Source organism: Nitrospira sp. (assembly GCA_029194675.1).
Lineage (GTDB): Bacteria > Nitrospirota > Nitrospiria > Nitrospirales > Nitrospiraceae > Nitrospira_D.
Genome location: JARFXP010000001.1, coordinates 1,778,152 through 1,802,989, shown reverse-complemented (window position 1 = coordinate 1,802,989; position 24,838 = coordinate 1,778,152). Strand labels below are relative to the sequence as shown.

Genomic DNA, 24,838 nt, shown 5'->3' with positions numbered 1-24,838 from the left:
CGGACGAATGTCGAATCGGACGGGATTCCCGAGAGCTGGAAAGAGAAAGGATGGGGTCCGAAGTTGCGTCTTAACGTTCGCGACGCTGCTGAGTAAGCGTCTTCAACTCGTCCATGAACTGGTCGATGTCCTTAAATTCCCGGTACACGGATGCAAACCTGACATAGGCGACCTGGTCCAGCTGATGCAACTCCTTCATGACTTCTTCACCGACGACCCGGCTTTCAATTTCCGTCTCGCCCATCTCCTGAATCCGTTTTTCTATCCGGTCGGTGACGGCTTCGATGGTACCGATACTGATCGGCCGCTTTTCACAGGCTTTTTTCAGGCCGACGAGAATCTTATTGCGGTCGAACGACTCGCGGCGACCGTCCTTCTTTACGACAACGGGAAGAATTTCTTCGACCCGCTCGTAGGTGGTATAGCGGCGTTTGCAACCAAGGCACTCCCGGCGGCGACGAATGACCTCGCCTTCCTTGGCCATACGAGAATCGACTACCTTGTCCTCAACTTCATCGCAGAAGGGACATTTCACCGCCGTCGACCCTGCTCTCTACTATGGGCGTATCGGCCGGATGACCAAAAAGGCCATCGTTCCCATCCGCCTCACCCCGCCGTCCCAAGACGCGCCGTTCCACAGGCAAGGCCACAGCGAGCGAAGAGGCGAGGCATACTCAGGTCCGTATGGTGAGCCTCTGAGCGACGCGAGAACGAAGCTGGCGGACTTTTTCAACATCCTGTCAGTAGGAATGAATGATGGGAAACCCAGCGCACAACGCTTTGGCTTGTCTGCGAACTTCTTCCAACACCGCCGGCTCTTGTCGGTGCTGGAGGACACGATCGACTAATTCGACGATCCGCTCCATTTCCGGTTCTTTCATCCCGCGCGTGGAAACGATGGGCGACCCCAGGCGGATCCCGCTGGCCACCGCCGGCGGCTTTTCATCGTACGGCACGGCGTTCTTATTGACGATAATGCCGGCGGTGTCCAGCGCGGCATCCGCCTCCTTCCCGGTGATCCCCTTGTTCGTGAGGTTCAGGAGCATCAGGTGCGTATCGGTTCCCCCTGAGACGATCCTATAGCCGCGATCGACGAACCCTTGTGCCAAGGCCTTCGCATTGGTCAAGACCTGCTGCTGATAACGCTTGAATCCCGGAGACAGAGCCTCTTTGAAGGCGACCGCCTTGGCCGCGATCACATGCATCAAAGGTCCGCCCTGTAGCCCAGGAAATACCAGTTTGTCGACGGCCTTCGCATACTCGGCTTTACACATCGTGACGCCCCCACGCGGACCGCGGAGCGTCTTATGAGTGGTCGTCGTGACAAAGTCGGCATAGGGAACAGGATTCGGATGAAGCCCCGCAGCGATAAGGCCGGCAATATGCGCGATATCGACCAACAGATAGGCTCCGACTGATTTGGCGATCTGCTGGAAACGAGAAAAATCCAGCACGCGGGCATAGGCACTGGCTCCGACCACGACCATCCGCGGACGACATTCCTCTGCGACCTTCTGGACGGCGTCGTAGTCGATGGTTTCGGTCCGGCGATCGACACCATAGGAGAAGACACGGAAGAGAAGACCGGAGAAATTGACTTTGCTCCCATGCGTAAGGTGACCGCCCTGGGCGAGATCCATTCCAAGAATGGTGTCGCCTGCCTTCAGAACCGACAGATAGGCCGCCATGTTGGCTTGTGAACCCGAATGCGGCTGCACATTCACGTGTTCGGCGCCGAAGATTTCTTTGCACCGCTGAATCGCCAAATCTTCGACGGCGTCGGCATGCTGACATCCACCGTAGTACCGCCTGCCTGGATAACCTTCCGCATACTTATTGGTGAGCAAGGAGCCTTGTGCGGCCAATACCGCCGGGCTGGCAAAATTTTCCGAGGCGATCAAGAGTAGCTTCTCGCGCTGACGAATTTCTTCCGCCTCAATCGCGGCGTAAACCTCGGGATCTGTAGCCCTCAGGGCATCCCATGAACCGATTGCATCGCCGACCATTTTATCCATATTCACATTCCTACGCTGAAGGCTCTTCCGGCTCTTGCTTCTTCACCACATGGACGGTCACAGTCGCCACCACATCCCTAGGCATCTTGATGGGGACCGTCACCGAACCGAGTTCCTTGATCGGTTGCGCCAATTGGATTTTTCGCCGATCCACCGTGACACCTTGCGCGGCCAATCCCTCCGCGATGTCTTTGGCGGTGACGGAACCAAACATCTTATCGTCTTTCCCGACCTGCGCTTCGATCGTCAGGGCGATCGCCGACACCTTCTTGGCGTAGGATTCGATTTCCAGCTTTTCCTTCTTGGCCTTCTCGGTAGCCACTCGTTTGGCATGTTCAACGGCCTTGATGCTTCGACCATCGGCTTCGACGGCCTTGCGACGTGGCAAGAGATAGTTCCTCGCAAATCCATCGGCGACGTTGATGAGATCGCCCAGATGCCCCACCCCTTCCAGGGTTTCTTGAAGAATGACTTTCATGCCCCTACTCCTTCACATAATAAAGTGGTAGAGGATACTGATCCGGCTGCAAAATGTCAATTCTGCGAATTGAGTCTGTCAAGCCCAAATAGAAATGTCCGCTTTCTCCCAAAGTAGAAATGTCCGGTTTATGTTCCGGCCGCCGCCGGGTGGTGTCCTCGTTCCTGCCGCCATCGCTTGCGCCATGGATGATCCGCCGGCGGTTTGATCGGGCGCTGCGATCGGGACACCGCCGTGACCGCTGCCGCCGACACAGGTCGCGCCGCGATCGCGTGAAAGGCGAGCGCCCGTCCGTGGTGCGTGAGCCGCATCGTCCCATCCACATGTTCTTCGACCACCACACGAGTGGCGCGGAGATTGTCGTGAACCTGATAGAGCCGCCCTTCATGAGCAATGGTGAAGTCCTTCCGCAGACACCGGGATGTCTTGATACACAGGCTTCGCTCCAGCACCTGGGCCGTCGGCTTCGGCCGATGCAGATTGACTGCGTGCGCCGGCCGCACCGCGAACCGGCGGTTGTAGACCGGCAGATAGCCCTCCAGGAATCGGTTCGCCGCCTCGAAGGTCCCAATCCGTGCGAGGCGCAACTCCTTGACCAGTCGATCCTGGAACGTCTTAAACAGCCGCTCCACCCGCCCCTTGGCCTGTGGGGAGTGCGCCGCGATCAGCTCAACCCCCAGCTCATCCAGTGCCCGTCCGAACTGACTCTGGGGTGCCTCCCCGGCCAGCTGCTCCGCCACCGTGGGCTCAGCTGGCGACTGGTAGGTCGTATGCTTGTCCGCATAGATGGCCAGCGGAATCCCCTGGTGCCGAATGTAGCGCTGGAAGCTGTCCATCGCCGGGATCGTGCCCTCGTACTCATAGAACCGAGCAAAGACGCGACTGCTCGCATCGTCGATGTAGGCCATCAGGACACCCCACGGGCCGCGCCCCTCCAACCAATCATGATGGGACCCATCCAGTTGCACCAGTTCCCCGACATGCGCCTTGCGCGCACGCCACGCGCGATGCGGTCGCTTCCGGCGTGCGAAATGATCAATCCCCCGCTCCCGCAACCAGCGCCGCAGAGTCTCGTCGCTGACCTCGAGTCGGTGCCGCTCCGTCAACTTCTCCGCCGCCAACGTCGGCCCAAAGTCTCCATAGCGTGTCTCATACAGCCGCAGCATCTTCGCCTTGACCGGCTCCGCGATGCGCCGATTCGACGGCTTCCCCCGTCCCCGATGGACACGTCCCTGGTCGCCCTCCTCCTTTACCCGCCCAAGAAGGCGCCGGATCTGACGCTCCGTCAGCCGCAACATGGTGCCCGCCTCCTGTTGTGTGATCCGCTTGTCCCGCACCTGGCGAATCACATGGATCCGCCGCAACTCCTTGGCACTCATCATCACCCTGTCCTCTCCCACCATCCCGTCCTCCTTTGAAGAACGGGCAGTCTATCAACGAAGAGGACATTTCTACTTTGGTGAAACCGGACATTATCATTTTGGGATTACATTCTGCGAATTGAGTCTGTCAAGCCCAAATAGAAATGTCCGCTTCTTCCCAAAGTAGGAATGTCCGGTTTCTGGTCCGGCTGCTGCCGGGTGTACGCCCCGTTTCTGTAGCAGCCGCTTCCGCCACGGATGGTCCGGCTTCGGCACGATCGGGCGCCGAGGTCGCTGACCCGCCTTGACCGTCACGGCGGGGACTGCGGGCCGCACCGCGATCGCGTGGAAGCCGAGCGCCCGCCCCTGGTGCGTGAGCTGCAGGATGCCATCAAGCTGTTCTTCCCCTGCACGTGCATGGCCCGAATCGTGTCGTGAATCTGTATAGAGCCGCCCCTTGTGCGCAATGGTGAAGTCCTTCCGCAGACATCGAGTGGTCTTGAGGCACACGCTTCTCTCCAACTCCCGAACCAGTGGCAGTGGCCGATGCAGGTCGGCAGTCTGCCCCGGAGGGACGACAAGCTGCCGGTTGTAGCGGGGCAGATACGCCTCCAGAAACCGATTCGCGTCCTCCAGGGTCGTGACGCCTGCCAGCCGCAGTTCCTTCCCACTCATGAGTACCCTGTCCTCTCCGACCATCCCGCCCTCCTTGTGAGAGCGGCCCGTCTAGCAACGAAGAGGACATTTCTATCTTGGCCAAGCGGACATTATCCTGTTGGGATTACAGATGAAGGCGGGAGGTACTGAAATTACTTCATCCGATGGAATTCGACGACGTCGCCCTGCCCATCGAGCTCCACCGTAATAGGGGTCCCTTCTCTTGTCCCACTCAGAGAAGATTTGGCAAAATCTGCCGGGTAAGTCTGTTCACCCTCAGGGGTCCAAAGCCTGACACTGGATCGATCCGGATCGGCAAATTCCAACGGACCTGTGATGAACCGCCGGATCGGTGCAGAATCCGTGGAAGCGGAGAGGTCCGCCACGAGGTGGTGGTCATGCATACGCAAGGTCAAGATCTGCCCGACCTTGGCATTTTTGATCCCTATCTTGGCGTTGACGTTGACAATGCCGATGGGAGTCCGAAAGAAAATGAAATTGGACTTCAGTTTTGAGATGGTTCCGGTCAGCAACACGTGCGCCTTGGATCCATTGGTAGCCACTTGACCGATCTGAAGGTCGAACTGGAGGTCGTGCACGCCGATGACGGTGTCCGTGCCGTCAACTTCGACCGTCACTGACTGGCCGTCCTTGCGGGAACCGAGCGCCCGTTCATATGCGCCCATGTGGAATGCCTTCTCGCCTTCCGGTGTCCAGCTCATCAACTGGGTGCCGTCCTCGTGGTCTCGCTTGAACGGTCCGGTCAGATAGCGGTGGACGAGTGCTCCATCGGTTCGCTTGACAATATCAACGCCGACATGGTCTTCGTGGATCCAAAAGAATACTTCTTGAGAGGCGGGGAGTGTTTTGAGCGTGGTCTTTGAACTGAGCGACATAAGCCCGATCGGTGTTTTCAGAAAGACGATGCCAGGCTTGGCTCGCCAGACTCGACCTGTCAGCACGATGGAAGGGTTCGCTTCAGTGAGAACGGGCGCCGGAGGACTAGGTTCCTGTTGAGCAGTCGGCGGATTGTCTGTTTGTGGCTGAGCGGCCGGAGGGTTGTCGGTCTGTGGCTGGATGGCTGGCGGATTGTCGGCCTGTGGCTGGCCGACCGGAGGAGTGTCAGGAGACTGAGGAGGCGGAGTCTCGCTGGTCTGAGGCTCTACAGCTGCAGGACTCTCATTCTTAGGGGGGGCAGGTGCAACCTCCTCGGCCTCGGGTTGATTGGGCGCAGTCTGATTAGTCTGGGGCTGCGTAGCTGTAGAGGTATCGAGCTGAGTTTCCAAGGGAGTAGGATCGGAGGGCGGTGTCTGGGTCTTCTCTCCGTCCGCGAGACTTGCTGTGGCGCACCCAGCATTGACTGTTCCCAGGAGAAGCAACGCATGCAATAACCGTCTGGTGTATGAAAACCGGTCCATAGGAGGCGAATGTGTTCAGTATGGAGGTGGTGAATCTGTTGTTCTGTCTAAACGGAAACCCTTTCGAGCTTCGAAATCATGGTGTCAAGATCAATCTCACGTCGCTGATCGTCTATGCGAATAACATGAGCTCGGGACGGAGTCAACTCCAAAGCGGGGGTTGCGCGATAGAGACCAGATCGTGGTTGTCGGTCTATTTCCAACGCTTGCACCAGCAGCGGCAAAAGATTCGCGGGCTTGATCCGCAGGACGGTGTTATTCCGTTCCAGCGTGAACGGCGTGTTCACCGGTACTCCGCCGGTCGAGAGCACCACCGTCTGCTGGGTGATCGAGGTGAACGCCACCGGCTCGGAGAAGAGGACGGTCACAGTGGCATTGACGGGAGCGTTTGCGTCCCGGTTCGCGGGCTCGCGTGCAGAACCGTCGGGTCTCTTCCCATAGTTTGCATCTTAATCGGTCTATTTCCAGTCACGGGGATTATTGGAAATCCGGCCAGTCCCTCGTCTGTCTATTTTCGGGTTCAAAGGCTCAGATAAAATATCGAGAGTCCGCAGCGGATTATGTCCGAATGGAGAGGAGGACTCAAGGATGCAGACGAATGCCGCCGAGGTCGTCCGAGCCCATGATCTCACACACGATGTCCGTGAGATCGACTTGCGATTGATCTTGCCTGCAACACTGGACTTCCGACCGGGGCAATTCATTTCCTTTGAGATTCCCGTTGAAGGGAAGCCGCATCCGATGACACGTGCCTATTCGATTGCCTCACCGCCCAGTCAACGGAGCATCCTTACATTGGTCTTCAACCGTGTGGACCACGGTCCAGGGTCGACATTTCTCTTTGGTCTCAAACCCGGCGATCAGGTCCATTTCAAAGGGCCAGCGGGAAGTTTCCGTCTGCGCGACGATACACCACGCAATCTCCTGTTTGTCGCGACCGGCACGGGGATTGCCCCGATCCGGTCTATGCTCCATACCCTGTTACCCAAAGCCACCCAGCAGGTCGTGACCTTGCTATGGGGTCTCCGAGCCCAGCGGGATCTGTACTATCAGGAGGAGCTGCACGAACTGGCGACCCGACATCCCATGTTTCACAGTACCATCACATTGTCTCGTCCGGATCCGGGATGGACCGGTCCAACCGGTCGCGTCACCGCTCTGGTGCAGGAGCGTGTCAAGACGGTGGACACCCTCGCCGTGTATCTCTGCGGAAATGGCGGCATGATTAAGGACGTGACCGACTTTCTCCGCTCGAAAAGTCTTTGCCCGATCTATCGCGAGAAGTGGTACGACGAGGAGAATGAAGAGTCATGACATTGCTGTTCATGAGCTGGGCCGGATTTAGTGGTGACCAGGCAAAGATCCGCCCAGAGCGACGCGAAGCGGACGGCTCATTTGCGTACACCTAGTCCATCAAGGCAATGGTTCCTGACACCTTTCTCTCTTGCATAAGCAGTCATCCTCTCAGCAAAAAGTGTGACTATAAGCTCTATGATATGATGAACGGGATTATCATTTCGTTTCCAATTCGATGAACCCATGCACTAAATAGAGGAGAGCAACCCATGAGACTCAAAGCGAAGGACGGTAAATTTGTGAGCGATCTGGAATCCGGAAAAGCGATGTTGGAGTACCAGATTCAACTCACGAAAGCTGAGTTGAAGATGACTCAATCTGAAACAAAGCCAGCAAAAGGGAAATCAAAAAGGGTGGTGAAGAAAGTGACCATGACAAGAATCACGCCTACAGGCGTCTCGAAGCAATCGTTCTATAAGAATGAAAAGTAGTGAGGATGATCGAGAGACTTGTATCTATGATGCAATATTTGGGTAGGGTTGAAACAAAGGGGTCGAGACCACTCTTGTCCAAGGGGTCGAAGAAAAGGGAGTCTTTTCTTAACGAATGAATATGTTGCGGAAAATAAAAGGTGTCAGGAACCATTCTTATCAGGTTTTTTTCGGTCGGCCACGGAATCGCAGTGTGGACTCCAGCGACCACCGCCCGCTCTCCTCCACGGGCACGGTAACACGGTCGAGACCATTGGCGTACAAAACGGTCGGTTCTTGCACGGACGAATCGTGCGCCGTCGGAAGACAAAAGAGGACTACGCGGGAAAGACAGGAAATTTCAAAGAGAATGTTTACTTCTTTCTGACCATGAGGCGGAGTGGGGTGCCGGTAAATTGGTATGTCTCGCGCAATTGATTCTCCAAATATTTCAGATAGGAAGGCGTGAGGTCTTCCGGATGGCCGACAAACAACGCAAAGACCGGCGGTTTGGTGGCCACCTGCGTGATATAGGCGGATTTCGTCACAGCTGACGGCTTGTGCTTGCGAACCGGCAACGGATGGCTGACTAAAATCTTCTGCAGCCAGGCATTCAGCGCGCCGGTGGGGACACGCTTGGTGAACATGCGATGCACGTCCTTGAGGAGTGGGAAGAGACGCTGGACAGATTCTGGTTTCAGGGCTGATCCATACAAGATCGGAGCCCAGGTCAGAAAGGGAAATCGTCGGTGAAGTTCGAGTTCATACGCTTGGCGCGCCTCTGGATCTCCTGCCCGCAAATCCCACTTATTGATCAACAGAATGCAGGCACGCCCTTGCTTTAGGATAGCTCCGGCGATCTTGGTGTCTTGTTCCGTGACTCCTTCCAGACCATCGAGTATGAGGATCGCGATGTCGGACCGACCGATGGCACGGAGTGATCGTAGGACGCTATAGCCTTCCACCCCGCGGTCGACCTTGCCTCGCCGTCTGATGCCCGCCGTGTCGGTGAAGACATAGCGTTGATCGTGGTGCGTGACCAGTGAGTCGATCGGATCACGTGTCGTCCCCGGAATATCGCTGACCACGACCCGTTCCTCTCCAAGCAGGGTGTTCACGAGCGTGGATTTGCCGACATTCGGACGTCCCACCACGGCAACGCGAGGGAGTTGCTGCAGCTCGTCGGACTCGGCAACAGACGGAAGGAGCGGATAAATGGCGTCCAACAGCTCGGCGACACCGAGGCCATGCTCGGCGGACACAGGGTAGAGCTGGTCGGTGCCCAATCGGTAGAAGTCGGCCAGTAAGGGCTCGGACTTGGGCGTGTCGATCTTGTTGATCGCATAGAACAGGGGTTTCGTCACCCCGCGCAGCAGCCGCACGACTTCGTGATCCGGCGGGGTCAATCCTGAGCGACCGTCCAAGAGCACGATGAGGATATCCGCTTCAGCAATCGCCAGTTCCGACTGTCGTCGAATCAAGGACAACATGCTGTCGGAGGCAGACAGATCTAGTCCCCCCGTATCGACCAGCCGAAACGTTCGATTGCGGTAGGTGGCATCGGCATAGTTACGGTCGCGGGTCACACCGGGGACATCGTCCACAATGGCGATCTTCGCGCCCAAGATCTTGTTGAACAGCGTCGACTTTCCCACGTTCGGTCGGCCGATGATGGCGACGAGGGGGGGTGGTCCGCCTTCTGTTGAAAGCAACGGCAGTGTCGATTCTTGTTCGGGAGCGGATTTCGCGCGCGGCATAAGTTTGTCGGACGGTAACATAGGATTTTTCTCAAAGACAACCCGCGTCCTTCGGGTATACTTTGCCCCATGACTCACAACTCAGCACTCAGCCCCGAGCATTTCCCCAACTGGGCGCAGATCGACGACGTGCTGCTCGATATGGACGGAACGTTGCTCGATCGTCATTTCGATAATTTCTTTTTCGAGGAGGAGCTGCCGCGTCGCTATGCGGCGTTGCACGCTCTCCCATTTAAGGAAGCTCGCGATCGCCTGATGGCGATGTATCGGTCGGTCGAAGGCGAATTAGCTTGGACGGACCTGGACTACTGGACGAAGCGGGTCGGCATCGACGTGGTGGCGATGCACAAAGAACTCGATCACATGATCGGCTTTCTCCCCGGTGCCGAGGAATTCTTGCGCCATCTTCGGCAGCTCGGGAAGCGTGTGACCATCGTGACGAACGCCCATTCTACGGGGGTGTCGGTCAAAGTCGCCAAGACCGGTCTGGATCGCTACGTCAACCGGATCGTGGATGCCTTTGAGGTCGGCTATCTCAAGATGCGACCGGAGTATTGGCCCAACTGTCAGCGTTTGTTGGGTTTCGATCCGTCGCGATCCCTGTTCATGGATGACGATGAAGGATGTCTGATGGCCGCGAAAGCATTTGGGGTGGCTCACCTTATCCACAGCGCCAAGTCGAGTTCGCAATTGCCGCCGTCTCCGCTCTCCCAGTTTTTCTCCATCACCGGATTTGCTCCGCTTCTCAACGGTCGGTCACCGGTCTAACCAGCTCCGATCGCTGTGCCTTGGTACATCTCACCGCCTAGTCTAGGCACATCCTGCATGGTGAATCGATCCAGATGTGTGATTTTCAGGCCGGCTTGAATGATGAGCCGATCGATCTGGCGATTGAGATTACATCCGCAACCGATCACGTTCTGAATCGGATTGAGCCGATCTTGCCAGGCAGCGATCTTTCGGTCGTCGCTCCGGCCATGTTCCAGGAATACAAACTTCCCTCCTGGTTTGAGGACACGCCCGACCTCTTGCAGCGAGCGCACCGGATCGGGAATCGTACAGAGTGTCCAGGTACTGACGACATAATCGAAACGTCGATCGGCATAGATGAGAGTCTCGGCGGTACCTTTTTGGATGCGAACGGGAAACGAGAGGCGGGCGCTGCGTGCTGCGATTGTTTTCGGGAGGAATTGGGCTGGGTCGACCGCATGCAGCTCTGTGACGGTCTCCGGATAGTGCGGCAAATTCAGACCGGTTCCTATCCCCAGTTCTAGGACTTCACCATGGGCTGAAGCGAGTAGCACCTTGCGCAAGCGAAGAAATTCATCACCGACCATGACCCACTCCATGAGACGGGGGAAGATATGGTCGCAGTAGAACCCCATCGCGCAGCTGGTATAGCAAAGCCTAAGAAGGTAGAGTTCGAAACTGGGTGCAGTAACTCGCTTACACGACTTGTGCGCCGTCACTGGCTAGGATGCCTAGCGACAACCCACACTCACTACTGGGTACGGTGATACATCTCATGATGTTCCGGATGGTGCTCTCACAGCGAGCGGGAAGGGGCTGGAGTAGCGAAGCGACCCTAACAGCGTTCTGGTCTCTGACGCATTGGATATTTCCGAGTCTCACCATCGGCGTGTGAATCACAGCATGGTGTCCGTCGGCAGACGAGGTCATCACATCAATGGCATTGAGAACTGCTAGAAATCATCTGATGCAGCGAGTTTCTGTAGAGCGCTGTGCAGTGCCTTTGCGGCCGTCCTTCCCATCACGGCCTCGTAACTCCGTTGGGCTTTCCGCCACTGTTTCTCTGCATCAGTATACTTTGCGGTCCCCTTTGCGGTCAGCGTCACTCGACGTGTCCTTCCGTCGGTGACATCGGGCTCTAACGCCACCAAGCCTCTGCGCAGAAGCGGTCTCACGTTATGCCCAAGCGTCGAGCGATCCATCATCAAGTATTCCGCCAATTCATTCATGGTTGGCGGTGGCGATTGATGTCGACCTAATTCTCCCAGCAACGCAAATTGAGTCGTCTTCAGTCCGGTGCTCCTGAGGTGCGCATCATAGAGCACCGTTATGCGGCGGACAACTTTTCTCAAGACGGCGCAGTAGCAAGGAGGTTGTGGCGATTTCTGGTGAGCCATAGAGCTTCAGCGACGTCACTATGATTGAACGGTGATTCATTATACTCGGTTATTGATGCCCTGTCCAAAGGGCTTGACTTCAGGTGGCGCTATCGTGTAATAGGGGCATATGCGCATATATAGGGGCATATGCACACGACTCGACACTATGATCCACAATCAACCGAGGAGGTTACCCATGGCAACATCAGCACGCCCACCCAATGAGCGGCGCTATGGTTTGTCGAAAGAGATCGCTGTCGATGCAACGTTCTACAGGATGGGATGGTTACTCGGGTTGGCCGTTGGAGCTTTAACGGCCTACTATCGTTATGCAGCCTGAACGGTCGGAGATTAGAAGAGTTCCTTATCCTCATACAAGGAGATCTGAATCATGGCATCATCAACACAAACACATAATGATCGTGGGTATGACATCTCGGAGTGGTATGACTCGAAGCCGGTGAAGATCGGCTGGGCGGCGATCCTGGGGATCGGGATCTTCTGGGTCCTGTATCAGCGGGCGTTTGGGTATTCGCACGGGTTGGATTCGATGACCCCGGAATTCGATTCCGTGTGGATGGGGCTGTGGCGGTTTAACATTTTGGCGAACGCCGTGTTCTTTGCCGTGACGATCGGTTGGATCTGGATCACACGGGACCGAAATCTGGCGAATCTCGCCCCAAAACTTGAATTAAAGCGGTACTTCTACTGGATGGGGTGGTTGGTGTGCTACATGTGGGGCGTCTATTACGCGGGCAGCTATACGCTGGAGCAGGATGCGGCGTGGCACCAGGTGATCATCCGGGACACGAGCTTCACGGCGAGCCACATTGTGGCGTTCTACGGGACGTTCCCGCTGTACATCACGTGCGGAGTGGCGACCTACCTGTATGCGCAGACGCGGTTGCCATTGTACAGTCAGGCAACCTCATTCGCCTTAGTGGCGGCAGTGGTGGGGCCGATGTTCATTCTGCCGAACGTGGGACTCAATGAGTGGGGCCATGCGTTCTGGTTTGTGGATGAGCTGTTCTCGGCGCCGTTGCACTGGGGCTTTGTGACGTTGGGCTGGTGCGGGTTGTTCGGGGCGGCGGGCGGAGTGGCGGCGCAGATCGTGAGCCGGATGTCGAATCTGGCGGACGTGATCTGGAACAACGCGCCGAAGAGCATTCTGGATCCGTTCCCCAGCCAGGTGAATCCCAACGCCAAGGCAGGGTACTAAGCAGGAAGGGTGAGCAGTCCAAATAATTAGCGGTCGGCGTGAGACCAGGGGTTCGGCGCTTCGAGGTACAGAGCGCCGGGCCTCCGCCGCCGACTGCACTCCGGGAAAGAGCTTCACGTAGATAGGCTATCTGACGCTACGGACTCATCGTAAGAGGCTACCCTTGAATACCAAAATTCAAAAACTACTGTTTTGGTCGGTATTAGGCCTGTTCCTGATTTTGCTTCTCAACCTGTGGAGTGCGCCGACGCGTGCACTCGAGGAACAGGTCATTTTTAGCGATTTCATGGCGAAGCTCGAAAATGGCGACGTCGTAAAGGTGACCATCAAGGGACATCATGTCAGCGGCGTGTTGAAGGATAACTCCCGGCTTCGAACTTACTCGGCGGACTATCCTGATCTCGTCCAGGTGCTGCGAGAGAACGATGTTCAGATCGAGGTCAAACCACCCGATGAAAGCCCTTGGTATATTAGTTTTCTCGTGACCTGGGGGCCGCTCGTTCTCTTTCTCGGTCTGTGGTTGTTCTTCATGCGCCGGATGCAGACTGGGAATGCGGCCCTGTCCCTCGGGAAAAGCAAGGCCCGCATGCTGACGGATGACCGGAAAAAGGTCACATTTTCCGATGTGGCGGGAATTGATGAAGTGAAAGAGGAAGTAGAGGAAACGGTTGCTTTTCTGAAGGACCCGCGAAAGTTCCAGAAACTCGGTGGACGCATTCCCAAGGGTGTGTTGGTCGTGGGTCCTCCAGGAACCGGGAAGACATTACTGGCTAAAGCGATCGCCGGCGAGGCAGGCGTGCCCTTCTTTAGCATCAGCGGGTCGGATTTTGTCGAAATGTTCGTGGGCGTCGGGGCCTCTCGCGTTCGGGATCTGTTCGAGCAAGGGAAGAAGCATGCGCCCTGTATCATTTTCATCGATGAGATCGACGCCGTCGGACGATCGAGGGGAGCGGGGCTTGGCGGCGGGAATGATGAACGTGAGCAAACGCTCAACCAGTTGCTGGTCGAGCTGGATGGATTTGATACAGCGGAGGGCATCATTCTGGTTGCCGCGACCAATCGGCCTGATGTGCTCGACCCGGCACTGCTCAGGCCAGGCCGATTCGACCGACAAGTGGCGGTGAATCATCCGGACCTTCGAGGCCGTTCGGAGATCCTGAAGGTGCACACGAAGAACGTCCCGGTCGCAGCCGACGTAGAGCTAGAGAAGATTGCGAGAGGGACCCCTGGTTTTTCAGGTGCCGACTTGGAAAACTTGGTGAATGAGGCTGCCCTTTGGGCTGCTCGTCAGAATAAAAATGAAGTCGGAATCGTAGACTTCGAAATGGCCAAAGACAAGATCTTGATGGGTCCCGAGCGCAAGAGCATGATTCTGACCGAAGAGGAGAAACGGGTCACGGCCTATCACGAAGCGGGGCATGCTTTGATGGCCAAGCTCTTGCCGGGGACTGATCCGGTGCACAAAGTCACTATTATCCCCCGTGGGCGGGCGCTGGGTGTCACGATGCAGCTACCGACCGAGGACCGGCACAACTACACCAAAGAATTCTTGTGCAACAGACTGGCGGTCCTGATGGGGGGGCGCGTGGCAGAAGAGCTTATCTTCAACCATGTGACGACGGGCGCGGGTAACGACTTAGAGCAGGCGACGGATCTCGCCAGAAAGATGGTCTGTGAGTGGGGCATGAGCGACAAATTAGGGCCGCTCACGTTCGGGCAGAAACACGACTCGGTCTTTCTAGGGCGGGACTTGATCGCCAAACGGGATTGCAGCGAACGCGTCGCGAAGGAGATTGATTTCGAGGTGAAGCAGTTTGTCACCGAAAACTACGAACGAGCCAAGCGCGTGTTGACCGAACATATGACCGGCTTGAAAGCATTGGCCGAGGCACTCCTGGCGAAGGAAGTGCTCGATGCGCTGGACATCGACCGAATTTTGACGGAGTCCACCACGAGAAATGTGGCTGTCTAGGGAAGGGCTCAAGATCGGCGCGTGTCCTGGTCGTCTTCTTGGAAAAATTCAAGATCGATTGAGAATCCTCGACGAATAAATTGTGGAACCCTATATCCGATAAGAGGCCAAAATCATGTTCGATTCACGTCGTGGGCCAATCTGGCCGGCCAGGGAAAACAACGCTGATGGCCAAAGTTGTTGTGTCCCATGGGGCATCTCCTCGGAACGTCATGCGTATTGACAGAAACGCGGCCCCTCCACCGGTCCCTACCCAAGGCCCATAGCCCTCTTCCACCCGCTGTCCGAGGATCTTTCCGAAACGCTCTTCCCATGCAGGCGTCAGAATCTTGTGACCCTAAGAGGGCTATGTTAGATTCGCTGAATTCGGTATCGGGTCGGCCGCCGCTCTGAGAGGAGACCGGCTGATTACCAAAGGATGAACGCTTTCCCCTTACTTGGTTATGAGCAAAGGATACGATCACCGAACGATCGAGGCGAAATGGCAGCAGTACTGGGATCAGTACCGGACGTTCCGCGTCACGGAAGATCCCGGCAAGCCGAAATTCTACTGCCTCGACATGTTTCCGTACCCCTCCGGTTCCGGACTGCATGTCGGCCATCTTGAGGGATACACCGCCACCGATATTGTCTCACGATACAAACGGATGCGCGGGTTCAATGTGCTGCACCCGATGGGCTGGGACGCGTTCGGTCTGCCGGCCGAACAGTACGCGGTGAAAACAGGCATTCATCCCGCCATGACAACAGCCGAAAATATCGCCACCTTCAAGCGCCAGATGAAGCGGGTGGGGCTCTCGTATGACTGGGAGCGAGAACTCAGTACCACCGATCCGCAGTACTATCGCTGGACGCAATGGATTTTTCTGAAGCTCTTCGAGCGAGGATTGGCCTATGTGGCGGAAGTTCCCGTGAACTGGTGTCCGGCGCTCGGTACGGTGCTGGCGAATGAAGAAATCGTCGACGGCAAGAGTGAAGTCGGCGGTTTCGACGTGATCCGCAAACCGATGCGGCAATGGGTGCTCAAGATCACCGCCTATGCCGATCGATTACTTGAGGACTTGAAACTCGTCGATTGGCCTCCCAGTACGCTGGAGATGCAAAAAAATTGGATCGGGCGATCGATTGGGGCTGAGGTTGATTTTTCACTGGTCGATCAGAACGGCGTGATCCGCGTGTTCACAACCAGACCGGACACACTGTTCGGCGCGACCTACATGGTCTTGGCGCCTGAACACCCGCTTGTCGACGTGGTCTCGAGTGGGGAGCAAAAAGCTGCCGTCCAGGCCTATCGTGAATCTGCTGCGAAGAAAAGCGATCTGCAACGACAAGAGCTTGATAAGGAGAAGACCGGAGTCTTTACCGGAGGCTATGCCGTCAACCCGGTGAACCAGGAACGTTTGCCGATTTGGATTGCCGATTATGTGCTGATGAGTTACGGGACCGGCTCGATCATGGCCGTGCCGGCGCACGACGAACGAGACTGGGCGTTCGCGCAGCACCATCATCTGCCTATCCGCGAGGTGATTGCAGGTGGGAATGTGCAGCAAGCGGCCTTCACCGACACGGATGGCGGCAGGGTCGTGAATTCTGCGACCACTGACGGCAGTTTTTCGATCAATGGTCTCACTCCATCGGAAGCGATTCCAAAAATTACTGAATGGTTGGCGAAGCAGGGCAAGGGAACCAGGGCGGTCAATTACAAACTACGCGATTGGCTCTTCGCCCGACAGCGCTATTGGGGCGAACCGTTCCCGATCGTGTGGGTCGATGGAGAGGCGCGTCCGCTTCCGGAGGAGCAATTGCCTCTCGTCTTACCGGAAACGGGCAGCTTCAAGCCCTCCGGTACCGGTGAGAGCCCACTGGCCAACTTGGATGCGTGGCTGGCGACGATCGATCCATCCACCGGTAAGCCGGCACGGCGCGAAACCAATACCATGCCTCAGTGGGCCGGCTCTTGCTGGTACTACCTGAGATTCATCGATCCCAAGAACTCAATCCAGCTCGTCGACCCGGCAAAAGAGCGCTATTGGATGCCCGTGGACCTGTACATCGGGGGCAGTGAGCACGCCGTTCTGCATCTCCTGTATGCTCGGTTTTGGCATAAGGTCCTGTTCGATATCGGCGTGACGAGCGTTCCCGAACCATTCCTGAAGTTGGTGCACCAGGGCATTGTCTTGGGAGAAGACAATCAGAAGATGTCGAAATCACGCGGCAACGTCGTCAACCCGGACGACATGATCGATCAGTTCGGCGCGGATGCGGTGCGGCTCTATGAAATGTTTATGGGCCCCCTCGAGGCAATGAAGCCTTGGAGTACAAGAGGTGTGGAAGGCGTGACCCGTTTCTTGGAACGAGTCTGGCGGCTGATGGTCGATGAGCAAAGCCGGCTTTCGAGTGCTATCGTCTCGACCGCGCCGAGCCTCGACCATCAACGCCTGCTTCACCAAACGATCAAGAAAGTCACCGAGGACATCGAGGCCTTGCGTTTCAATACGGCGATCTCCCAAATGATGATCTTCACGAACGACATGACGAAGGCCCAACAGCGGCCGCGAGCTGTGATCGAGCCGTTCGTTTTGTTGCTATCGCCGTTCGCGCCGCATCTCGCCGAGGAACTTTGGGGCATGCTGGGACACGAGCCGAGTGTTTCGCAGCAGCCTTGGCCGGCCTTCGATCCGGCGATGACAGTAAGCGAGCGCATGACCATTCCCATTCAAGTGAACGGGAGACTCAGGGCTAAAATCGATGTATCCGCAGAGGCGGCGCGTGAAGAGATTGAACGGCTGGCACGTGCGGAAGCGGCGGAGTGGCTCCAAGGCAACAAGCCCAAAAAGGTGATCTACGTCGAAAAGAAGTTGCTCAACTTTGTCATCTAGGAGTGCTGAGTGCCGGGAGCTGAGTTCACAGTGAGCGGGAATCAAGAGAGAAGAGGGCAATTCTATCTTATTCTCAACACTCTCGTCCCAGTAATCATCGCCTTGGCGCTCGTCGCCTGCGGTTATCAGTTTCGAGTAGAGGGAGCGGGACCGACTATCGGAGGAGCATCTGCCACAACGTCTAAAGAACCACGGCCACGCCTCATCATTCGAACGTTGATCAACAGTAGCTTTGAGCCGAATCTGGAAACACGATACACCAATTATTTCCGAGAAGAATTTTCCACCGGAAGCGGGGCACAGATCGTGTCGGATTCCGAAGCGGCGGATCTCGTGCTGACCGGGCAAATCCTTTCGGTGATCGCGTCGTCTCTCAGTTTTACGCTGACGGAGACGTTCGAAAGGAGGGTTGAGGTGATCGTCTCGGTTCGAGTTGAAGGCGTTCGGTCCGGCAAAATGGTCTGGACACAAATCGCAAAAGGTGCATCGGAGTTCTTCGTGTCGACCGATCTCCAATTTAATCGGGCGCTGCAGGATCGCGCGGAGGAGCAGGCGGGTCGCTTTGTGGCGGCCGACCTGGCGGCGCGTTTCCTCTTACAGCTCGAAACGAGCGGCTTCACGAAGCAAGCGTCAGCACCGGCTTCTGCATCTCAATAAAAGCGAAGGTTTACCCGATGGCATCGGCGGTGAATTACGTGCAGCTGGAGTCGGCGTTGAAACAGCGGGGCGTTGGGTCCCTGTATCTTGTCGTAGGGGAAGAAGACCTCTTGCGGGATTCTGCCCTCGCTGCCATCAAGCGCGCAGCCATTGGCAGGGAAGGGGACGAATTCAATTTCGAACTATTCTATGGAGATGAAGCGAGCGGAACCGATATCAGGGACAGTGTGTCAGCAGTACCCGTCTTCGCGGAGCGACGCGTGGTCGTCGTGAAGGGGGCGGAGAAACTGACTGCTCGAGAAAGCGACCTCCTGCTCGGCTATTTGGAAAAACCTGTGGAATCCACGACGCTGGTGTTCGTGAGCTCCAAATTGGACGGTCGGTTGAAATTCTCTCAGGCTCTGACACGAGCGGCAATCGTAGTCGATTGTTCACCTCTCCGCGATGCGCAGCTGCCCGCTTGGATCGTCCGTGAAGCAGAATGGGTCGGGCTTCGCTTGGATGATGCGGCAGCCCAAGTGCTGCAGGAGTCGTGTGGTGCATCACTGTATGGCCTGCGGCGCGAATTGGAGAAGCTGGCCTCGTATGTACCTGCCGATCGTTCTGTCACCGCTGACGATGTCCACCTGCTGCGCGGCATGGATCCCGGCGTCTCGGTGTTTGATTTGACCCTCGCCATCGCAGAGTATCGTCGGGGACGAGTCCTTTCTATCCTGGCGCGCAACCTGGAAGCAGGCGAGGCCCCGCTTCGGATCCTCGGTTCTCTCGCATGGCAGTATCGCCGCCTCTGGAAAGTCAAAGAGTCGCTGACCAACGGCGGCCGTGAAGGAGAGGTGGCCAGGAGCTTGCGCATGGAGCCCTGGAAAGTCCGCGCTTTCCTCGATCGGTTTTCTGAATCACGTCTTCAAGGGACGCTGCGCCAGTTTCTCGACACCGATGGGAGACTCAAGGGTGGAAGCGGGAGTCGTCCGAAAATCGTGCTGGAGCGTCTGCTGTTGAAGCTCTGTGAGGACACTGCCGAACGTCGCGTTGAGCCCTCTCCCCGTCCTCCGGACTCACCAAAGAAGGTTCCTCCGCGAGTCGTGTCGAACGTGCGAACGATTAAGAGCCGGAACCGGACAGGTCATTGACGCGAAGAGCCAAACGTGAAATTCGGCGGGATGCGGTGTTGCGATGAAGGATGCCTTTCGAAACAGCTTTTCCGATCGCCGAGGTCGCTTCCAGCAAGCCGGCCCTGGCCTCGTCTGCGTTCTTCTCCGACACGGCGGACTGAACCTTCTTGATGAGCGTCTTGACCGTGTTGACGGTGGCCCGATTCCGCTCATGTCGCCGCTCGGCTTGGCGAGCGCGTCGAATCGTTGATTTATGAGTCTGAGGCATCGATCACTCCTAATGGATAAAGAGGTGGATTAGTATCATAGGGCGTCGCCGATCGTCAAGGATCGGCCTGAAGAAGGAGTAATGGCACGGTGAAGATCGCGGCACGAGACCGACTCATTTTCGCATTGGACGTGCCTTCAGCGGCAGAAGCAGATCGGCTCTTGGACCACCTTCAGGGACATATCTCTTTCGTCAAGGTGGGCCTTGAGCTCTACACCGCGGCAGGCCCGGCCATGGTCCAGCGGATTGTGGAGCGAGGCATGCGGGTGTTTCTTGACTTGAAGTTTCTTGATATCGAAGAGACGGTTCGTCGCGCGACGGCACGGGTCGCGTCGATGGGAGTGGATTTCTTAACCGTTCATGCGAACCGCAAGGCGCTCACGGCGGCCGCGCAGGGGCGAGAAGGGTCATCGCTCAAACTGTTGGCCGTGACTGTGCTGACGAACTTCGACAGCAACGATCTTCGCGAAATGGGCATACAACGGACAGTGCAAGATCTTGTCACAGCCCGGGCGTTGCTGGCCTCAGAGGTCGGCTGTGACGGCGTGGTGGCATCTGGTGAAGAAGCTGCAGCCATCCGCCAGAAAGTCGGTCCGCGTTTTGAGATCATCACGCCGGGTGTGCGTCCGGCGGGCAAAGGAGTCGACGATCACGCCAGAGCGACGACTCCGACCCAGACGATCGCCTCAGGTGCCGATTATCTCGTGATCGGCCGACCCATTCGTGACGCGGCAGACCCGCCGGCGACCGTCCACGCCATTCTTGCCGAGATGCAGGCTGCGTTCGACGCTCGAGGGTGAAGAAGGTCAATGGTCATGAGTCACTCGTCATTAGTTGAGGAGTGCCAGTGGTCGAAGCGTTTCCTCCTATTGACCAATGACCCATGACTAATGACTCGTCCATCGGAGGTCCTCGGTTGCGACGGCAATCCGCGCTTTGTTAATATCATCCTTCCTCAAACCTCTCGTGGTGGGTGTAGCTCAGCTGGTTAGAGCGCCGGATTGTGGATCCGGAGGTCGCGGGTTCGAAACCCGTCATCCACCCCAAAACGCTTTGAGTTTCCAATCTCCGCTGATCTCATTGACTCATAGCAGAATTGCGGCGAGCTTGAACGCCAACTGCGCGCGGGAGTGGACCTGGCACTCATACGCGAATTCAAAGAAACGGTGGCGGGACTGGTCCACCGAGCCACTCGATTTCGAGAAGCGCTTTTCAGCGAAGCTCTCAATGCCTATCTGGCCGGCGAGGGAGCCCAAGGGAAGGCCATGCTTCGGGATCTCATCAACGCCACCAGCGGAGTCGAAGAACTGGGCGCCACCCTCCAGGTATCAAGCAAGAGCTTACACCGCATGCTTTCATCTACTTATCCCATTGTCCGCTCATCTTCTCGCCGTGTTGCCGTTACCCATCCCTTCCGATAGAGTGAGTCCTACGGAATCGGAGGGCTCATTCAATGGAATTCAGCTCGGTACGTGATACGGAGTCGGAACTCCGTGTGAGGGTCTTACCGCGCGATGAGGCCCGTGAACACCTGATTGCGATCGCGGACATTCTTGCCAAGGCGCTGGATACGACGATCAGAATTCCCGGTACGTCGTGGTACATCGGGTTGGATCCATTGTTAGGACTCATTCCTGGTATCGGGGACGTCCTGGCCAATCTCATTGGAACGATCATCCTTGGGCTGGCCGCGCGTTTGCAACTTCCCCGGATTGTGTTGGCCCGCATGAGTCTGAATCTATTGATCAATGGGACGGTCGGCGCAGTCCCAATTGTCGGAGATCTCTTTTCGGTCTGGTTTCGGAGTCACGCGAGAAATGCCGCGCTGCTTCGCGAGGCGGCCATGAAACCGGATCGGGAGACCCACGCCGATTGGTTCTACGTGGCCGGAATCATCGGAGGCACAGCAGCCCTCTTGATAGCGACAATTGCTTTCGTGGTCTGGCTGGTCATCAAGTTCTGGAGGGTGGTTGCGGGTGGATAGGAAAGGGACGTCGATTGTGGTATACAACGAGCCTTCCCGATTGACTATGTTTGCCGATATCTCCTTCTCATAATCTCATGGAACGAGAAGTCAAAACCTACGTATTGAAGCGGCCTGCTGAGGAGGCAGTCCCGCGCAAGTTGTCCATCAACTATGCGGCTGCGTTGAACGCTCAGCAATTTGCGGCGGTGACGGCGGGCGATGGTCCATCGTTAGTCATTGCAGGGGCTGGGAGCGGCAAGACGCGCACATTGGTCTATCGTGTGGCCTATCTAATTGATTCCGGCGTGGATCCCTCAAATATTCTCCTCCTCACGTTCACGCGCAAGTCCGCGCAGGAAATGTTGGAGCGTGCCGGTGATCTGATTGGGACCAGCAGTCATCGGGTGTGTGGTGGGACGTTCCACTCGGTGGCCAATCTCTTGCTGCGTCGGTATGGCCGATCGATCGGCATCGAGCCTGGATTCACAATCTTGGATCGTGGCGATGCGGAGGATTTGATCGCGCTCGTGCGGGCGCAGCTGGGGCTCAATGAAAAGGACAAGCGCTTTCCCCGCAAGGGGACCATCATGGAGATGTTCAGCAAGAGCGAGAACACACTGCGCGGTCTCGATGAGATCATTCTGGAAGAGTTCAGCCATTTCGCGGATCACTCGGAGGATCTTGGGCGACTTCTGAGGGCCTATCAAGCCGCGAAGCGCCAGAAGCAACTGTTGGATTACGACGATCTGCTGGTCATGTTGCGGCAACTGCTGTTGCTGAACGAGACGGCTCGCGCGAACATTTCCCGTCAGTATCGGTACATCCTCGTCGATGAGTATCAAGATACGAATCGGTTGCAGGCCGAAGTCATCCGCCAGCTGGCAACGACGCATCAGAATGTGATGGTGGTCGGCGACGATTCTCAATCGATCTATGCGTTTCGAGGCGCGACCTTTAAGAACATTATGGATTTTCCGGTGCTGTTCCCCGGCACGACGATCTATAAACTCGAGGAAAATTATCGCAGCACCCAGCCGATCTTGAATTTGGCCAACTGCATTATCGAGGAGGCGGCGGAGAAGTATACGAAGCGTCTCTTTACGAGAAAGATCGATGGGCCGCTGCCTGCTCTGGTAGAAGCAGCCGGGGAAAATGCGCAGTCGCGCTTCATCGCGCAGAAGATTCTGGAGCTTCGGGAAGAAGGTGTGCCGCTGGATGAGGTCGCAATCCTCTTTCGTTCGAGCTTCCATTCATTTGATCTGGAGATCGAGCTCTCCCGCAAGGGGTTGCCCTTCATCAAGCGCGGTGGGGTGAAGTTTATCGAAACGGCCCATGTCAAAGATCTGCTGGCGCATGTGCGGGTCGTTGCTAACCCGCTTGATACCGTCAGCTGGCATCGCGTGCTGATGCTGGTGGAAGGTGTGGGGCCGAAGAAAGCTCAAGACCTGCTCGCGGCGATCGTGAAGGGTGAACGACCATTCGACGTCCTGTGCGGGGTGAGCGGCCGTTCTGGGCAAGGGCTCAAGAACTTGGCCGGTACGCTGGAGGGTCTGACCGGGACGGATGAGCGATCACCCGCCGAACAGGTCAATCATATCTATGAGTACTACCTACCGATTCTCAAGGAACAGTACGACGACTACCCGAAGCGCACGAGGGATCTCGATCATCTGCACACGATCGCTGAGAACTACACCGGCATCGACGAATTTCTCGCTGATCTGGCGCTGGAACCGCCGGACGGCAGCGCGGTGGATGTGGAGGCGCCTGATCGTGATCATGAACGGCTGGTGCTCTCGACGATTCATTCCGCGAAGGGATTGGAGTGGCAATGCGTCTTTGTGATTTGGGTGGTGGACGGCAGGTTTCCATCCGCCTATTCGTTTCTCACGGATGATGAATTGGAAGAAGAGCGGCGGTTATTCTATGTGTCTGTCACCCGGGCCAAGCGGCACTTGTTTTTAACGTACCCTATCAACGTGTATGACAAGACCAGCGGGATGTTGCTTTCGAAGCCATCACGGTTTTTGGACCACGTGTCCTCGGACCTTCTTGATACACTGGCCTTGGTGGAGGAAGGTGGACGAGAAGACTGGGGGATTGAGCGAGAATCGTATTATTGATCGCGGTTCTTTGGTCGCGCATCGTTCTGCACGCCTGTATGAGTCACCTCGCAATCCGATTCTTCCTGCTGTGGTGCTGCTGGTCCGGCCCATCCTTTCTCGCCGAGATCGCCGTTGCATCCATCAATGAAGACGTCAGTGCGGGACAAGCGTGGGCGCGTCTTCTCGCTGAGGCGGAACGCTTACAGTTATCGACGAAGTTTCTAAAGACGCTGCCACCGGAATTTATTCACTTTGAATTCGAGGACCTCCGTACGTATGCCGCTGAGTACCATCCCGGCGAACACCGGATGGTTCTCAATCGTTCGTTATCCTTCAACGCTGCCGGAAGGACGCTCAGGCCTCTCGGCAAAATGACACACAAGGAATTGGAAGTGCTGTACCATGAGCTGTTCCATGCCTACATGGATTATCTCGAAGCGGTTGAAGCGTCATCCGGCGAGACCGATCACCGTTCAGAACCGCTTTTGCATTTCGCGAGAGAGCAGCAAGCCTGTCGCTATGCAGAGGTGGAGATCGCTCCGATTGCTCTGCGAAAGGATGAGACGGAATCACGCTATTTGACGCAGACAGAATCGTGGGAAGCGCTGAATGAAACATGGGCGGTCTTTATCGGCTGGGCGGTCTGGAATCAGCTTGAAGCGCGGCGCAAGACCGGGAAATCAATGGTTCACGAGCGGGAGCAGGGCGATCAATGGATACGGCGATTCAAAACGGCATTCGAGAATGGGGAGCTTCGAGGGTACTATGTTCCGGAAGCTCCGGACGAGCGGCGCATCGCTCAGAAGCGATATTTGGCCGAACCATCGAAATTGACGTTGAAAGAAGCGGTGATTTTGATGAAACAAGTCCTCGGTTTTCAGCGAGATTTTATTGAGAGGATCGAAGCGTCATTTGAGTCATCTCGTGAGTCATCTCGGACATCTGCCTGTTAGACTCTCGATGGAGGGGCGATTCAAAAAGTACATGAGTCGAATTCCCCTCTTGACATGACGGAAGTTCATCAATAGAATCCAACATTTCGTGATCTAGCCTATCCGGGCCGTCAACGAATCAATCTT

24 protein-coding genes, 1 tRNA gene and 2 pseudogenes are annotated in these 24,838 nt (G+C 56.4%); 16 read left to right on the top strand and 11 right to left on the bottom strand.

The window, feature by feature from the left end:
* Nucleotides 1-70 precede the first annotated feature (70 nt).
* The 7 genes and pseudogenes from nrdR to P0120_08880 form a co-directional block, all read right to left on the bottom strand.
* Entirely contained in the window at nucleotides 71-535 is a 465-nt protein-coding gene (gene nrdR / locus P0120_08910; protein MDF0674437.1) for a transcriptional regulator NrdR, read from the bottom strand.
* 205 nt (nucleotides 536-740) lie between these two features.
* Nucleotides 741-2,015 (bottom strand): serine hydroxymethyltransferase, encoded by a 1,275-nt coding sequence (locus tag P0120_08905; protein MDF0674436.1) that lies wholly within the window; start codon nucleotides 2,013-2,015, stop codon nucleotides 741-743.
* A 10-nt stretch (nucleotides 2,016-2,025) separates the two neighbouring features.
* A complete protein-coding gene (rplI, locus tag P0120_08900; GenBank protein MDF0674435.1) occupies nucleotides 2,026-2,493 on the bottom strand; it encodes a 50S ribosomal protein L9 in 468 nt (155 codons plus the stop codon).
* A gap of 128 nt (nucleotides 2,494-2,621) precedes the next feature.
* Nucleotides 2,622-3,896, bottom strand: coding sequence for an ISNCY family transposase (locus P0120_08895; GenBank protein ID MDF0674434.1), 1,275 nt, complete (start codon nucleotides 3,894-3,896; stop codon nucleotides 2,622-2,624).
* A gap of 72 nt (nucleotides 3,897-3,968) precedes the next feature.
* A complete protein-coding gene (locus P0120_08890; GenBank protein MDF0674433.1) occupies nucleotides 3,969-4,553 on the bottom strand; it encodes a hypothetical protein in 585 nt (194 codons plus the stop codon).
* A 110-nt stretch (nucleotides 4,554-4,663) separates the two neighbouring features.
* Nucleotides 4,664-5,929, bottom strand: coding sequence for a hypothetical protein (locus P0120_08885; protein ID MDF0674432.1), 1,266 nt, complete (start codon nucleotides 5,927-5,929; stop codon nucleotides 4,664-4,666).
* A gap of 47 nt (nucleotides 5,930-5,976) precedes the next feature.
* Nucleotides 5,977-6,327: pseudogene (locus P0120_08880) on the bottom strand (Ig-like domain-containing protein).
* 190 nt (nucleotides 6,328-6,517) lie between these two features.
* On the opposite strand from P0120_08880, the gene P0120_08875 reads away from it, so the two are divergent.
* Both P0120_08875 and P0120_08870 read left to right on the top strand, forming a co-directional pair.
* Nucleotides 6,518-7,243: an FAD-binding oxidoreductase gene (locus P0120_08875; protein ID MDF0674431.1), complete on the top strand. Its 726-nt coding sequence runs from the start codon at nucleotides 6,518-6,520 to the stop codon at nucleotides 7,241-7,243.
* A gap of 251 nt (nucleotides 7,244-7,494) precedes the next feature.
* Complete coding sequence (locus P0120_08870) at nucleotides 7,495-7,716, top strand: hypothetical protein (GenBank protein ID MDF0674430.1); 222 nt, start codon at nucleotides 7,495-7,497, stop codon at nucleotides 7,714-7,716.
* A gap of 353 nt (nucleotides 7,717-8,069) precedes the next feature.
* Here P0120_08870 and der read toward each other — a convergent pair whose 3' ends face one another.
* Entirely contained in the window at nucleotides 8,070-9,473 is a 1,404-nt protein-coding gene (gene der / locus P0120_08865; GenBank protein ID MDF0674429.1) for a ribosome biogenesis GTPase Der, read from the bottom strand.
* Between the two features lie 48 nt (nucleotides 9,474-9,521).
* Here der and P0120_08860 point away from each other — a divergent pair, with 48 nt between their 5' ends.
* Nucleotides 9,522-10,220, top strand: coding sequence for an HAD hydrolase-like protein (locus P0120_08860; protein MDF0674428.1), 699 nt, complete (start codon nucleotides 9,522-9,524; stop codon nucleotides 10,218-10,220).
* Here P0120_08860 and P0120_08855 read toward each other — a convergent pair.
* Nucleotides 10,217-10,837, bottom strand: coding sequence for a class I SAM-dependent methyltransferase (locus tag P0120_08855; protein ID MDF0674427.1), 621 nt, complete (start codon nucleotides 10,835-10,837; stop codon nucleotides 10,217-10,219). The genes P0120_08860 and P0120_08855 overlap by 4 nt on opposite strands.
* A 220-nt stretch (nucleotides 10,838-11,057) precedes the next feature.
* On the opposite strand from P0120_08855, the pseudogene P0120_08850 reads away from it, so the two are divergent.
* Nucleotides 11,058-11,153 (top strand): annotated as a pseudogene (locus tag P0120_08850) (IS1595 family transposase).
* 2 nt (nucleotides 11,154-11,155) lie between these two features.
* Here P0120_08850 and P0120_08845 read toward each other — a convergent pair.
* Nucleotides 11,156-11,599 carry a MarR family winged helix-turn-helix transcriptional regulator gene (locus P0120_08845; protein ID MDF0674426.1) on the bottom strand — a complete coding sequence of 148 codons (444 nt, stop codon included), beginning with the start codon at nucleotides 11,597-11,599 and terminating at the stop codon, nucleotides 11,156-11,158.
* A 178-nt stretch (nucleotides 11,600-11,777) separates the two neighbouring features.
* Here P0120_08845 and P0120_08840 point away from each other — a divergent pair, with 178 nt between their 5' ends.
* From P0120_08840 to holA, 6 genes are all read left to right on the top strand, one after another.
* On the top strand, nucleotides 11,778-11,921 hold the full coding sequence (locus P0120_08840) for a hypothetical protein (protein MDF0674425.1): 144 nt from the start codon (nucleotides 11,778-11,780) through the stop codon (nucleotides 11,919-11,921).
* 51 nt (nucleotides 11,922-11,972) lie between these two features.
* Nucleotides 11,973-12,800, top strand: coding sequence for a methane monooxygenase/ammonia monooxygenase subunit C (locus tag P0120_08835; protein MDF0674424.1), 828 nt, complete (start codon nucleotides 11,973-11,975; stop codon nucleotides 12,798-12,800).
* Between the two features lie 163 nt (nucleotides 12,801-12,963).
* Nucleotides 12,964-14,772 carry an ATP-dependent zinc metalloprotease FtsH gene (gene ftsH, locus P0120_08830; protein ID MDF0674423.1) on the top strand — a complete coding sequence of 603 codons (1,809 nt, stop codon included), beginning with the start codon at nucleotides 12,964-12,966 and terminating at the stop codon, nucleotides 14,770-14,772.
* Between the two features lie 443 nt (nucleotides 14,773-15,215).
* Complete coding sequence (gene leuS / locus P0120_08825; GenBank protein ID MDF0674422.1) at nucleotides 15,216-17,651, top strand: leucine--tRNA ligase; 2,436 nt, start codon at nucleotides 15,216-15,218, stop codon at nucleotides 17,649-17,651.
* Between the two features lie 9 nt (nucleotides 17,652-17,660).
* Nucleotides 17,661-18,308 (top strand): LPS assembly lipoprotein LptE, encoded by a 648-nt coding sequence (lptE, locus tag P0120_08820; GenBank protein ID MDF0674421.1) that lies wholly within the window; start codon nucleotides 17,661-17,663, stop codon nucleotides 18,306-18,308.
* Between the two features lie 17 nt (nucleotides 18,309-18,325).
* Entirely contained in the window at nucleotides 18,326-19,438 is a 1,113-nt protein-coding gene (gene holA / locus P0120_08815; GenBank protein ID MDF0674420.1) for a DNA polymerase III subunit delta, read from the top strand.
* Here the strand turns inward: holA and rpsT are convergent.
* Nucleotides 19,410-19,688: a 30S ribosomal protein S20 gene (rpsT, locus tag P0120_08810; protein MDF0674419.1), complete on the bottom strand. Its 279-nt coding sequence runs from the start codon at nucleotides 19,686-19,688 to the stop codon at nucleotides 19,410-19,412. The two genes, holA and rpsT, sit on opposite strands and share 29 nt — an antisense overlap.
* A gap of 89 nt (nucleotides 19,689-19,777) precedes the next feature.
* Between rpsT and pyrF the strand changes: the two genes are divergently transcribed.
* The 6 genes from pyrF to P0120_08780 all read left to right on the top strand — a co-directional run bounded on the left by pyrF (nucleotide 19,778) and on the right by P0120_08780 (nucleotide 24,712).
* Complete coding sequence (pyrF, locus tag P0120_08805) at nucleotides 19,778-20,488, top strand: orotidine-5'-phosphate decarboxylase (protein MDF0674418.1); 711 nt, start codon at nucleotides 19,778-19,780, stop codon at nucleotides 20,486-20,488.
* A 169-nt stretch (nucleotides 20,489-20,657) separates the two neighbouring features.
* A tRNA-His gene (locus P0120_08800) sits at nucleotides 20,658-20,734 on the top strand.
* Between the two features lie 84 nt (nucleotides 20,735-20,818).
* Nucleotides 20,819-21,109, top strand: coding sequence for a hypothetical protein (locus P0120_08795; protein MDF0674417.1), 291 nt, complete (start codon nucleotides 20,819-20,821; stop codon nucleotides 21,107-21,109).
* A gap of 32 nt (nucleotides 21,110-21,141) precedes the next feature.
* Nucleotides 21,142-21,672 (top strand): DUF4112 domain-containing protein, encoded by a 531-nt coding sequence (locus P0120_08790; protein ID MDF0674416.1) that lies wholly within the window; start codon nucleotides 21,142-21,144, stop codon nucleotides 21,670-21,672.
* Between the two features lie 77 nt (nucleotides 21,673-21,749).
* Entirely contained in the window at nucleotides 21,750-23,777 is a 2,028-nt protein-coding gene (locus P0120_08785) for an ATP-dependent helicase (protein ID MDF0674415.1), read from the top strand.
* Between the two features lie 38 nt (nucleotides 23,778-23,815).
* On the top strand, nucleotides 23,816-24,712 hold the full coding sequence (locus P0120_08780) for a hypothetical protein (protein ID MDF0674414.1): 897 nt from the start codon (nucleotides 23,816-23,818) through the stop codon (nucleotides 24,710-24,712).
* Nucleotides 24,713-24,838: the final 126 nt, after the last annotated feature.